At 37.4% G+C, this 12,172-nt stretch carries 12 protein-coding genes; 6 read left to right on the forward strand and 6 right to left on the reverse strand.

Annotated elements, in window-relative coordinates:
• The first annotated feature begins 277 nt into the window (after positions 1–277).
• Complete coding sequence (locus AABS66_RS16330) at positions 278–907, forward strand: response regulator transcription factor (RefSeq protein WP_206082995.1); 630 nt, start codon at positions 278–280, stop codon at positions 905–907.
• A 577-nt stretch (positions 908–1,484) separates the two neighbouring features.
• On the opposite strand, the gene AABS66_RS16335 is transcribed toward AABS66_RS16330, so the two are convergent.
• The 3 genes from AABS66_RS16335 to AABS66_RS16345 all read right to left on the reverse strand — a co-directional run bounded on the left by AABS66_RS16335 (position 1,485) and on the right by AABS66_RS16345 (position 4,735).
• The gene (locus tag AABS66_RS16335; protein WP_206082996.1) at positions 1,485–2,123 is read right to left on the reverse strand and encodes a helix-turn-helix domain-containing protein; all 639 of its coding nucleotides are present in this window, start codon (positions 2,121–2,123) and stop codon (positions 1,485–1,487) included.
• Positions 2,124–2,335: 212 nt separating this feature from the next.
• Complete coding sequence (gene rimO / locus AABS66_RS16340; protein ID WP_206082997.1) at positions 2,336–3,670, reverse strand: 30S ribosomal protein S12 methylthiotransferase RimO; 1,335 nt, start codon at positions 3,668–3,670, stop codon at positions 2,336–2,338.
• 135 nt (positions 3,671–3,805) lie between these two features.
• Positions 3,806–4,735, reverse strand: coding sequence for a haloacid dehalogenase-like hydrolase (locus tag AABS66_RS16345; RefSeq protein WP_206082998.1), 930 nt, complete (start codon positions 4,733–4,735; stop codon positions 3,806–3,808).
• A 273-nt stretch (positions 4,736–5,008) separates the two neighbouring features.
• Here AABS66_RS16345 and AABS66_RS16350 point away from each other — a divergent pair, with 273 nt between their 5' ends.
• The 5 genes from AABS66_RS16350 to efeB all read left to right on the forward strand — a co-directional run bounded on the left by AABS66_RS16350 (position 5,009) and on the right by efeB (position 9,019).
• A complete protein-coding gene (locus AABS66_RS16350; RefSeq protein WP_206082999.1) occupies positions 5,009–5,566 on the forward strand; it encodes an iron transporter in 558 nt (185 codons plus the stop codon).
• A 94-nt stretch (positions 5,567–5,660) separates the two neighbouring features.
• Positions 5,661–5,996 (forward strand): cupredoxin domain-containing protein, encoded by a 336-nt coding sequence (locus AABS66_RS16355; protein WP_206083000.1) that lies wholly within the window; start codon positions 5,661–5,663, stop codon positions 5,994–5,996.
• 11 nt (positions 5,997–6,007) lie between these two features.
• Positions 6,008–6,856, forward strand: coding sequence for an FTR1 family iron permease (locus AABS66_RS16360; RefSeq protein ID WP_206083001.1), 849 nt, complete (start codon positions 6,008–6,010; stop codon positions 6,854–6,856).
• Positions 6,834–7,736 carry an EfeM/EfeO family lipoprotein gene (locus AABS66_RS16365; protein WP_206083002.1) on the forward strand — a complete coding sequence of 301 codons (903 nt, stop codon included), beginning with the start codon at positions 6,834–6,836 and terminating at the stop codon, positions 7,734–7,736. The genes AABS66_RS16360 and AABS66_RS16365 overlap by 23 nt, the downstream gene beginning before the upstream one ends.
• 11 nt (positions 7,737–7,747) lie before the next feature.
• Entirely contained in the window at positions 7,748–9,019 is a 1,272-nt protein-coding gene (gene efeB, locus AABS66_RS16370; protein ID WP_272539492.1) for an iron uptake transporter deferrochelatase/peroxidase subunit, read from the forward strand.
• 158 nt (positions 9,020–9,177) lie between these two features.
• Here the strand turns inward: efeB and AABS66_RS16375 are convergent, their stop codons facing one another.
• The 3 genes from AABS66_RS16375 to AABS66_RS16385 form a co-directional block, all read right to left on the reverse strand.
• A complete protein-coding gene (locus tag AABS66_RS16375; RefSeq protein ID WP_225819555.1) occupies positions 9,178–9,912 on the reverse strand; it encodes a vWA domain-containing protein in 735 nt (244 codons plus the stop codon).
• Between the two features lie 181 nt (positions 9,913–10,093).
• Positions 10,094–10,996, reverse strand: coding sequence for a hypothetical protein (locus AABS66_RS16380; RefSeq protein WP_272574258.1), 903 nt, complete (start codon positions 10,994–10,996; stop codon positions 10,094–10,096).
• 230 nt (positions 10,997–11,226) lie between these two features.
• Positions 11,227–12,153, reverse strand: coding sequence for a LysR family transcriptional regulator (locus tag AABS66_RS16385; RefSeq protein ID WP_225819553.1), 927 nt, complete (start codon positions 12,151–12,153; stop codon positions 11,227–11,229).
• Positions 12,154–12,172 lie beyond the last annotated feature (19 nt).

The raw sequence follows: 12,172 nt of genomic DNA on the forward strand, positions 1-12,172 counted from the left end.
TTGAGCCTAAAAAACTCGCCAAACAAGTAAAAGCACCTAAAATGTTACATAAGATTAATCGATTCTTACGCATTGACACAAAATTTAACCATTGTTTCTATTTTATATTAAATTTAACTAGATGATAATTTTAATATAAATTAAGGTCAGTAATACATTAATAAAAAAAACAACGTTCTGTAGAAAACATTATCGCTAAATTTATTTTTAACGATATTTATCTACTTATTTTATCAAATTAATATGAATATCAAATCAGTTCAACAGGAGTATGGTGATGAATAACACCATTCACGTAATCATAGATAGTGATAATGTCTTTAAGAATAAACTGAAATTAATGATGGAATCATTTGGTTTTGTCTTTAATTTTTATAATAACGAAGACACATTTATTAGTAATTATACTTACCCTTTAGAAAGCAATGTAAAGGAATGTATTTTGTTATTTTTAAAAAATAACGAAAATCGTATTAGCCGATTAACCAATATAAATAACTCTTTTGGTATTGTTCCTTTTATTGTCCTTGCTGAAGAACCTTCGGTTAGCCTCTGTAAAGAAAGCTTTAAGTCTGGCGCTTATGACTTCTTCCCTTTTCCATTCAAAGACATTGAGATTCTCAATGCAATCAATAGTGCCACAGAGCAATTTTTAAGTTCATATGAAAAGCACAAGAAATATACCTATCTATCTGACAAATTTGAGCGTTTATCCGTCAGGGAAAGAGAAATAATGGATATGATCTTAGAAGGTAATACCAGTAAAGAAACTGCTGAAAAACTTTCATTATCTCCGAGAACTGTTGAAGTACATCGTTCGAACATCTATACAAAATTAGGTATAAAATCACTCCCTCAACTTATTCAAGAATACGAATATATTAATACCTATTCAAAATATAGGTAATATATACTATATGCTTTTACAATCTAGTAGTCATTATATCTGATGGTTTTATTTCAAGCCGTCAGATATTATTTCTCACAAAATATTAACACATAAGAATTTTGATAAACATAGATTAATATGCTATTAATTTCACAAATTACCCTTACTCTCATGAATAAGGGCAATTTGATTACACGACTATTACACAAAATGCACTTAAGTTAATTAATGATTACAGATGTAATAATTACATAGATTATTTACTATTTTAGATGGAGTAATATTGTTTATATTGCACATTTCCATTAAGCCCTCATTGATAAAAATCTAAATTACACCTCTCATGCATTATTTTGACATCTATTTTCTTAAACTAAAAAAATAAGGCTGCTATTAACATACTGACAAGTAATATTGAAAGATAATGCAGTCTCTTTTTCATTGCTCTTTATCTCAATACAGCCAACTTCAGAGGCTATTTGCAGTAAGTGTTGGTCAGCCTTTTACGCTTCAGCTATTTTAGATGATACATCTCCATCCAAAATACGCCGAAGCATTTTTTTTACATAACCACATGAAAAAACACCGAGCGTGACTACTTATATTCTTTAATATTAATGTCATATTGCTTCAGTTTTCGCCACAGCGTCGTTCTTCCCATGTTCAAAATCTGATGCATTTGCTGAACTTTACCTCGACAGTTTTTTGCCACTTCAATAATGAGAGCTTTTTCAACCGACTGAATATTCAAATCCGCAATGCGTGGAGCCTGAAATGGTTTCGTTGAGGATGGTTGTATATAAGATTGGCATTTCAGCTTTGCAGTAGATTCTCTTGCCAATGATTGCAAAAGAGCAAGAAGAATATTGCTATTCATTTGAGCTGTTGATAAAGCCACAATCAACCACAACTCGCCAAATTGCGAATATATCGGCGCTAAATAATAAAATTTCCCATGTAATTCAATAGGATTAGCAAAAAGACGCTCCTGAGCGTTCTTGCTCATTTCACCTGATAGTAAATCAGCTATTGCAAAATAGTCTTGTGACTTTTGGCTTAACCACAATGTTTCACCTTGAATATTCAGCAAAGAAACATCGGCGTTAAGTTCATGAAGTGAAGACAACCCTGATAAAACAGTATCTCGTATTAACGAGATTAGAAGCTCATTATCATCTAAATAAGCTGTATTTTCTTCTATTGGTGTATTTGTAAATAATGAATGAGCCGACATAGTTATCCTTATTCTTCGATAAGAGTTATTTGATTATGTCAACTTGCCATTTAATTTTTATATTCTAGATCAAGTTATTCTTTAATAGATTTTCGGCGCTTGATCTACGTCAATTTTGAACAAAAGATAAGGAATGATTTCAAAATGAAACCAAAAAAGCCTACTTATTAAACAATAAGTAGGCTCGAAAAGATACAAACAATCTTTGTCTATTATTTAGTAACGATTGCGCCCCATAGGTCATACTCATCAGCGTGCTCAACAAGCACTTTAACGATATCCCCGACTTTTACATCAAACTCACCGTTTAAATACACCATCCCATCAATTTCAGGTGCATCTGCCATGCTACGGCCAACAGCCCCCTCATTATCAACCTCATCAATAATCACCCAAATTTCACGACCAATTTTATCTTGCAGCCTCTGCGTTGAAATTTGTTGCTGTAATTGCATAAAGCGATGATAACGTTCTTCTTTGACGTCTTCAGGAACTTGATCGGCAAGTTCGTTAGCTTTCGCGCCCTCCACTGGGCTATATTTAAAGCAACCAACGCGGTCTAATTTAGCTTCAGTTAAGAAATCCAACAACATTTGGAAGTCTTCTTCTGTTTCGCCTGGAAAGCCCACAATAAAGGTTGAACGTAATGTTAATTCAGGGCAAATTTCACGCCAGCGCTTAATACGCTCTAACGTCCTTTCCACCGCACCTGGGCGTTTCATTAATTTTAATATTTTAGGGCTTGCATGCTGCAAAGGAATATCCAAATAAGGTAAAACCTTACCTTCTGCCATAAGTGGAATAACGTCATCCACATGCGGATAAGGGTAAACATAATGTAGACGAACCCAAACCCCCATAGAAGCGAGTTGTTCACATAATCCAATCATGCTTGTTTTAACTGGCTGACCATCCCAAAAACCTGTGCGATGCTTAACATCCACACCATAGGCAGAGGTATCTTGTGAAATAACCAAGAGTTCCCTCACACCAGAAGCGACTAAACGTTTTGCTTCATTTAATACATCACCAATTGGGCGGCTATCTAAATCACCACGCATCGAAGGAATAATACAGAAGGTGCAACGGTGATTACAACCCTCTGATATTTTTAAATAAGCATAATGCTTTGGCGTTAACTTAACGCCTTGTTCAGGCACTAAACTCAAGAAAGGATCATGTTCTGGTTTCGGGACATAATGATGAACATGGTTTAATACTTGCTCATAACTATGCGGCCCCGTTATCTCCAAAACTTTTGGATGGACTTCACGAATTTGGTTTTCTTTTGCACCAAGGCATCCTGTCACAATGACTTTACCGTTTTCATTTAACGCTTCGCCAATCGCTTCTAACGATTCTTGTACCGCGCTATCGATAAAACCACAGGTGTTTACAATGACCAAATCAGCATCATCATAGCTTGGGACAACTTGATAACCATCAGTACGCAATTCAGTTAAAATACGTTCTGAGTCCACCAAGTTTTTTGGGCAGCCGAGTGAAACGAAGCCAATTTTTGGCACCGGATTAGTATTTTGCGACATAACTCACTTCTTTTATTGTTTTAAAAAATGGGCGAAATTTTACCTGAAGAATAGTGTAAATTGTATAATTTTCTGCCAAAAAAATGATTTTCCGAACGAAAAATAGATTGTCATTCGCTCGGAAATAAAAGAGATTTAGCGGTTAATTGACCGCGCAATTCGAGCGTAAGTATGGCGAACACCACGGATAACAATGCCATAATTCAAAATATTTTCAGGTAAGGCAATTCCGTTGTACCCTGAGTCGCCAATGTGGTGCAAATCAGTCCCTGCCATTTTGCACATTAGGGCAATTTGACGGATCGTCTGTATATCCGCACCTTCCTGTGAGGTGCCAATTGCCGTCATTGTCATCACACCTTGGGAATGGCAGTAACTCACCATTTTTTGCACAAATTCTAATGAAATACCTGGAACCGTTCCTGGCGCTGGCAATAAAATAATATCTGCGCCACTGGCAATAAATGCCCGAATATCATCCTCAGTGATAAGTTGCTCTGCCGATGCATTTAACACACCTGCGGCATGCATTTTTCCTGTAATCAAAATGACATCATTGCCAACAACCGCCTTCAATTCTTTCAAGCTTTGATTAATTTCTTGGTTGGTGACACCATTGCCAGGATTCCCCGTCAGAACAATAATATCGACCCCCATTTCTTTTAATTTCATCGCATTTTTAACGGTTGCTAAACGCCCTTCAGACATTTTCCACTGAGCATCTTGAGTTGGGTTATTAAACCCAGCAGGGACTGGCTCTAAATTAACACCTATCGCACGCCCTGTTAAATGTTTCAATGTGCGGATAATTTCCTCTGGTGCAATACCTTGGGGTAAACCTTGCATAATAGGTTGATTAACATCGAAAACGTTTAACAACAAAATATCAGCGCCTTGGCTTGCTGCAAGTTCTGCATTCGTTACCGTCATTAAAACAGGCTGAATCGTCCCGATAGTTTCAGAGACGAGTAACCGCCCTTCACTGGCTTTTATTGCTTCTAACAGACTCTTTTTACTTAAATTTGCAATCTCTGAAGCTGAACAATCAAGATAACGTTTTTGCATTTGCAACACCTTTATTTATCAACAGATTTCTCAGTAAAATAATTTCCTTTAATGGAATATATCATGTAATAAATAATAAACCGTTTTACAGTGCACATTCTGTATAAAGTTATTTTTCAAAGAATAATAACTTTATCTAACACCTAGATTTTTATCAAAAAACAACCATTTCGTGCTTTTAAATGGCCACTGATCGAAAATACTCACTTGTAATCTTACAATAGTAATGATTATCATTACGACTCTAACTTAAATAATGGTAAGGACGTAATAATGAAACTCGCCTACAAAGCTGCTGTTTCGGGTCTCGCGTTGTTTTCAATTTCTGCATTTGCTCAAGAGTATCCGCTTGGCCACCCAGTGATTAAAAACGGAATGGAAATTCAAGGTGTCTATTTACAACCCATTACAATGGATACTGAAGAAGGGCATCATAAAATGGCCCACTTAGCGGCAGATAAAGCCGATATCCACTTAGAAGCTGACATCCATGCAGTAGAAGATAATCCGAATGGCTTCGCAGAAGGCGATTGGATCCCTTACCTAACTATCGAATACTCCGTGACGAAACTGGGTGATAAACCGCAAACTCAAACAGGCACTTTTATGCCTATGGTTGCCAGTGATGGCCCTCACTATGGGGAAAACATCAAGTTAGATGGCAATGGGAAATATCGTGTGACCTATAAAATTTACCCACCTTCACATAATAAAGATGTTGCCTTTGGTCGCCACATTGATAAAGAAACGGGTGTTGCTCCTTGGTTCCAACCCTTTGAAGTCTCTTGGGACTTTGACTACGCAGGTGTAGGCCGTAAAGGAAGCTACTAGTTTTATCTAAAGTGAGCAAAGGGTCTTGTAGGAACTCTCATTGTCTGCAAGCCCTTTTTCTGTTTGCGCTAATAAATGGACTCCCTAAGCCAAAATGAAAATATTACTGAGCTTTTTACTGGTTATTGCCTGCTCTTTTTTGCCTCAATCTGTTTTTGCGGCAGAAAAATACACCGTGGAATTAGAAATGAAAAATGGCGATTTAATTCCACGCGTACTGGAAGTTCCTGCAAAAACAATCATCCGTATTAAAATAACCAACACAGGAACTGAACCCGCTGAATTTGAAAGCATTCAACTACGTAAAGAAAAAGTGTTAGCGCCAGGAGCCAGCTCCGTCGTTGTTATTGCGCCTCTCAAACCAGGTACATATACCTTCTTTGATGATTTCCATCTTTCTAGCCCTAAAGGCGAAATTGTAGCTAAATAGAGGGGTTAAATATGGGACAAGTTCTGTTTGTTGTTTGGCGAGAAAGCTTTGAAGCCCTACTCGTTATTGGCATTATCTATGCGTGGATAAAACGCCACCCAGATGCCCGTAATGGTATGAAATTCCTGTGGGGTGGTGTCGCTCTTGGTGTCATCATCTCAGTCTTGCTCGCCTTGCTTATTTATGGCGTGTTTAATGTTCTTGATGATACTGGCCAATCCTTATTCATGATCTTCATGGAATTACTTGCCTGTATATTAATCGTCCAAATGGTGTACTGGATGAATAAACACGGCAGCTCGATGAAATCAGAAATAGAATCGGGTATTAACCGTAATGCTGCACACCATAATTGGTGGGGAGCCGCATTGATTATTGCCATTGCTATCGCACGTGAAGGCAGCGAAATTGTGGTGTTTCTCTCCAGCTTTATCATGTCGCTTACATCAGCAAATGCATCTGCATTTTTTGCCGAAGTGGGAGGAGGAATTGCCATTGCAGGCTTAACGTTATATCTATTCCTTCTCACTAACCGCCTTATTTCATGGGCAATTTTCTTCCGAGTAACTGGCGTTATCCTGTTATTTTTAGCCCTATCCTTGCTACTTAAAGGTGTCGAAGAAAGCGCGAATTTATTCATTGAATATGATTATTCAATCCCTGAGTTTTTAATCTATCCTGCATGGGATACCACTGGATTACTCGATGATTCAGGCATTGCAGGGAACTTTATTTCATCTTTCTTCGCATATCGTTCTCAGCCTATTTGGTTAAGCGTAATCACTTTTGTCCTTTATTGGCTCATTGTTATTCCATTATTTGCACGGAGCAAAAAACATGTACAGCTCGCTAAGGCATAAGACGAGATGGATTTTTTTTAGTTTAATACTCACCATAACCATTTCAACAACGGTTCAAGGTAAGGCGCTACGCTCCCCTGTGCAAACAGGGGATGAGATTATTGTTGCCAAAGGGGATATCCCAACCCCCGAAAAATACCAAACGAGTATCCAAACTTATCTTAATTTTGCCAACGCTGAGTTGGCAGAAATGGTTGAAGAATTAAACCTACTACAACAGTCGCTAAAAAAAGGGGATTTAGCCAAAGCCCAATCCGCCTATATTGCGGCCCACCAGCATTATGAAACAGTGCGTCCAATCATTGTGCTATTTGGTAATACAGATAGAACCATTAACCCTCGTGCTGATTATTTTCTCGATAAAGAAAAAGATTATCGCTTCACTGGTTTTCATCTCGTTGAATACCAATTATTTGACCAAAAATCTGCCCAACAAGCGCTTGCTCCTGCCGAAGAACTATTATTAAAAGGGCATGACTTACAAAAGCGAGTCATGACAGAAACGATTGAAATTCCTAAGCTAGTTCAGGCCTCTGCTGACTTTATGGAAATGATTATTGAAACAAAGTTAGACGGTAAAGAAAATATCTACAGTTTGTCAGATTTAACCGATATTGCAGCAAACCTCAAAGGTTCTCAAGAAATCATTGAAATTCTTAGCCCTTTTATTGAGCCTAAAACCTTAGATCAAATAAAAGAAAATGATCAAAAAATGAATAAGATTGTGCAGGCCTATCAAGTTTCAAATGGTCTGTATCAACCTCACAGCCAATTACAACAAAAAGACAAAATGGCACTCTACTCCTTATTAACTCAACAAGCTGAAATCTTAGCGACATTAAGAGCGCAGCTCGATGTTGATGTTTACTATAAATATTAAGGCATAAATTTATGCAAGCTAAACTTAGAAGCCAACCCCCTGCCAATGGGCTATCTCGCCGTTCTGCATTAAAAGCCCTCGCGATTGGTAGTGCCATTTTTGCAGCCCCTGCGTTAAAAGCGAAAGAGCAAATCGCTAACTGCCAGTTAAATTACGATAAAACAATAAATTATCTCGGTCAGCACCAAGCTGGGGTATTAACACCCGAGCAAAAAAATGCCTCTTTTATTGCTTTCAATATCACCACGACCAAGTTTGATGAACTACAAACTGTTTTTTCGCTTTTATCGCAGAGGATAGCCTACCTAACACAACCTCAGCAGGCACCATCAACCACAAATGATAAAATGCCACCTGCTGAATCAGGTATTCTTGGTACCCACCTACAACCTGATTCGCTCACCGTCACCGTAGCACTTGGAAATAGCCTGTTTGATTCACGCTTTGGATTAGACAAAATAAAACCAAAACAGCTCGTGGAAATGGCCAGCTTCCCAAATGATCGGTTAGAAGCAAAATGGTGCGGTGGTGATATCATGCTGCAAATTTGTGCGAACAGCCAAGAAAGCGTCATCTATGCCTTAAGAGACATCTTGCGTCATATTTCACCTTACAGTTTTCCACTGTGGAAAATTGATGGTTTCTTGCCTTCCCGTGACATCGATAACCACAGTACACCTATTAACCTATTTGGTTTCAAAGATGGTACAGGAAATGCTTCAGCCGATGATGCCGCGCTGATGAATGAATTAATTTGGATCTCTGGCGGTAAAGAGCCCGCATGGTGTGATGGTGGGACTTATCAGGCTGTGCGCTTGATACGTTTTAACCTTGAATTTTGGGATAGAACGCCTTTAGAAGACCAAGAAAATGACTTTGGTCGCCATAAAGCTACTGGGGCACCAATGGGCATGAAGCAGGAACATGACGATCCTGCTTTTGATAAAGACCCTCATGGCGATCGTGTGTTATTTGATTCCCACATGCGTCGTGCTGAGCCGCGTAATCCTGAACGCCATACCGCCAAGTTAAGACGCCGAAGTTACAGTTATTCATTAGGATTAACAGACGCTGGCGCTCTGGATATGGGGTTAATTTTTATTTCTTACCAAAGCAATTTAAAAGCAGGCTTTATTGATACTCAAAAACGGTTAAATGGTGAACCGCTTGAGCGCTATATTAAACCATTTGGCGGGGGATATTATTTTGTTTTACCAGGCATGCAATCACCACAAGATAGCCTTGCAAAAACAATGTTTGACGCACTAAAACAAGTAAACTAATTGATAAATGCCCTTAGGATATAAACTATTCTTAAGGGCATTTTAGTCTACAACTTCACATTCATTTATGGATCCAATCTTATGTTAGCCTATCTCCTGCGGCTACTCATCCCTGATTCCCCATCCTTGATAAACTCCCTCTAGGCTTGGTTACCTTATTATTTTTTGCGTTCCTTCACATCAGCTTCAACTTCCTGTTTCCAATCCTCTGATATTGGTGCAGCTTGTTGCTTCGCTTCGACGGCTTTATTTACAGCGCGATACGCTTTATCGTACCCTTCACCGTCTTGTACATATCCCGTTGCATTCGAACTTTTAATACCAATATTTTCAGCTTCCGAAATCGCATCAATATTGGCACCTAAGAAAATAAAGTCCCATTTATCTTCTGTTTCTGCCGACTTAATCATGGCTTTAATTTTAGAAGATGAATATTTGCGGCTACTATTCTCTTGTCCGTCTGTAATAATGACAAAAAGAACATTATTGTTTTTGGTGATTTTTCTATTTTCACGCATTTTTTCGATGCCCTCACCAATAGCATCAAGTAATGCGGTATATCCACCAACAGGATAATCATTCAGCGTTAAGTTAGCCACTTTGCCAATTGGTTCACGATTATGCAATAAACTTGTTTTGTCATTAAATAAAATAGTCGTGATATAAGTTTTTGATTTTTTATCTTTGTTTTCAGCAAGTACACTATTGTACCCACCAATAGTGTCCGACTCGAAACCAGACATCGAACCGCTTTTATCGAGAATAAAAACTAAATCTAATACTTCAGGATCTTGTTTCGTCTCAATCACAGTTTTACTGCTTGAAACCGAAGAAAACAGCAATAAAAATGCTGTTGATATGACGGTGAAAATTGATTGTTTAGATAGGTTCATCGCCGAGTTCCTTGGTGAGATTAATATGAGTATTGCCACACCAATGTCTCGTTTTATGACATTATTTCACATAAGATTACTCTGCTTGCTGAATAAGCATATTCTGAATTAAAAACAAACAAAATAGATTACCTTAAACAAGCAAAATTAAGGTAATCAACGAGAAATATCTATAATAAACTTAATTATTGGATTTTACCCATATACCATTTCCTCTAAGCATATTAACTTCTTGAATAAAATCGTTATATTTTATATTTTCCTCAACTGTATTATTGGTGGCACTCACAGCATGCTTATCGACTAACTCAATCGTTGCCTGATGAAATTCTTTATTTAATTTTTTATGAATATCAACATCATCTGTATTTTTCAACTGTTCAGTAAGCGCAACAAGTTGCTGCGCTTTTAATTGTACATTTTTATCATTAAATATAACTTTCGGTATGTCATAATTAAAAACCATATTAATAGAATTAATACCTTCGTCACCGAGCGTAGCTGGCATTAAATTTTGGTCATATTCATTAGCCATATACTTAACCAATTCAAGTTGGTCAAAACATTTAGATTTAATATTACCATCTGAGTTATCATCATAAAGTGTAATTGAATCAGGAAAAGCTTCTCCTATTGGGTAACTACATCTAAATAAATTAGTATCAATGATTACTGCATTAGCACTGCGGATCGGTAAATCTAACTTATGACCATTAATAGTAATAGGGTAGCTTACAGGTTTAAAGCGGTCTGACTTTCCATCTACGGCATAAACCTCAGATAAGGTATAATAGATAAAATGATTTGGGTTAAGGATACCCCCAGAGTTATTTTCAAAAATCATAAACTCGGTCATTTCGCCTTTATCATTTTCTAAATGATGGACACCACTGGAGAGCATAATAACGCCACTTCCATTAGGTAAAATTTCATAGCGTTTCCCATCAACTTTAAACCAAATATTACTGGTACTTGGGTTGCTATAATAAAACTTACCTTTACTTCCAATGGCATCAAAATCGTCACAAGCTGAAAGTAGTAGCAACGAAACCGTTAAGCAGCTGAATCTCAGGAGTGTTTTCATTAAATATTCTCAATAGACTGAGCATTATAGTAATATATTTAAAATCAATTGGTTATATTTTATAATATTAAATATCTACTAAAATGCATTTTTATTCATCTATACGATTTAAATATAAATAGACAAAAATAACTTTACGTTAAATGCTTTAATCTTGAGTGTGTACTGAGTTATGTTTTTATAATAATAAATAGCGTTACACTCAATAAGAAAAAAGTGTAATAATTTCGTTACCCTCTCTTATCCTTTAATGCATTTAAAAGCACCTGAAAAATAGACTCTATCATTGGTGTCTCCGCTGCATTATTGCGAATTAACGCTACAGTTCGAGCAAGTTCAGGTTGTTGTAGTTGCAGTACTTTTAGTTCAGGGTCACGTAAATTGACAGTATACAGTTGAGGCAAAATCGCAATGGCTAATTTTGATCGTACCAAACCATACAGCGTTTCAATATAATCCACTTGATAGCGTGGATTTAGTTTCAATCGATGACTTTCAATTGTTGCAGTCACCAACCGCTGGATATTTCCTTTTGAAAAAACAGCGATATCACGACCATTAAGTAATTTCCAAGGTAAATGAAATTCATTACTAGCCAATACATCATCGGAATGAATTACCGCTACAAATGGGTCATCTTGTAGAGGGAAAATACGTAAGTCTTGTGGAACAAAGCTATCAATGACCCCTATCCCAAAATCTATTTCATGATTAACCAATTGGTTTACCAGCGAATCATTGGTTTGGTCATAAAATTCAATTTTTAACCTCGGAAAATGTTGGCTTAATAATTCAGGCACCGCAGGAAACAATAATGAACTCACTGAAGGAACAAGGCCAATCCGTAGTGTGCCATCGCCCCCCTCTTCGATAATTTTTTGAATTTCACTAAATGCGCGATGGGAAACACTCAATATCTGTTGAGCATGAGGCAAAATAGCAATCCCTAATTCTGTTAAAGAGACGGATGAAGCCGTTCGGTTGATCAATTTCCCGCCTAAAACAGACTCGATTTGCCGTATCGCGCTACTCAACGCAGGCTGACTGACAGATAAGCGGCTTGCCGTTTCTGTGAAATGACGTAACTTTGCCAACGTGACAAAATACTGAAGTTGCTTAAGCGTGAGCGCGGGCAAGCGTTGCCAAGGTTCAGTCATAGCGGCCTATTATTAAATT

Origin of the sequence: Providencia sp. SP181 (assembly GCF_050446505.1) — a bacterium.
GTDB classification, from domain to species: Bacteria; Pseudomonadota; Gammaproteobacteria; order Enterobacterales; family Enterobacteriaceae; genus Providencia; species Providencia vermicola.

Bases quoted from the DNA above. Each gene is read 5' to 3' on its own strand.
- rimO (WP_206082997.1), bottom strand. From the start codon at position 3,670: ATGTCGCAAAATACTAATCCGGTGCCAAAAATTGGCTTCGTTTCACTC.
- AABS66_RS16380 (WP_272574258.1), bottom strand. From the start codon at position 10,996: ATGAAAACACTCCTGAGATTCAGCTGCTTAACGGTTTCGTTGCTACTA.
- AABS66_RS16375 (WP_225819555.1), bottom strand. From the start codon at position 9,912: ATGAACCTATCTAAACAATCAATTTTCACCGTCATATCAACAGCATTT.
- efeB (WP_272539492.1), top strand. From the start codon at position 7,748: ATGCAAGCTAAACTTAGAAGCCAACCCCCTGCCAATGGGCTATCTCGC.
- AABS66_RS16345 (WP_206082998.1), bottom strand. From the start codon at position 4,735: ATGCAAAAACGTTATCTTGATTGTTCAGCTTCAGAGATTGCAAATTTA.
- AABS66_RS16335 (WP_206082996.1), bottom strand. From the start codon at position 2,123: ATGTCGGCTCATTCATTATTTACAAATACACCAATAGAAGAAAATACA.
- AABS66_RS16330 (WP_206082995.1), top strand. From the start codon at position 278: ATGAATAACACCATTCACGTAATCATAGATAGTGATAATGTCTTTAAG.
- AABS66_RS16355 (WP_206083000.1), top strand. From the start codon at position 5,661: ATGAAAATATTACTGAGCTTTTTACTGGTTATTGCCTGCTCTTTTTTG.
- AABS66_RS16385 (WP_225819553.1), bottom strand. From the start codon at position 12,153: ATGACTGAACCTTGGCAACGCTTGCCCGCGCTCACGCTTAAGCAACTT.
- AABS66_RS16365 (WP_206083002.1), top strand. From the start codon at position 6,834: ATGTACAGCTCGCTAAGGCATAAGACGAGATGGATTTTTTTTAGTTTA.
- AABS66_RS16350 (WP_206082999.1), top strand. From the start codon at position 5,009: ATGAAACTCGCCTACAAAGCTGCTGTTTCGGGTCTCGCGTTGTTTTCA.
- AABS66_RS16360 (WP_206083001.1), top strand. From the start codon at position 6,008: ATGGGACAAGTTCTGTTTGTTGTTTGGCGAGAAAGCTTTGAAGCCCTA.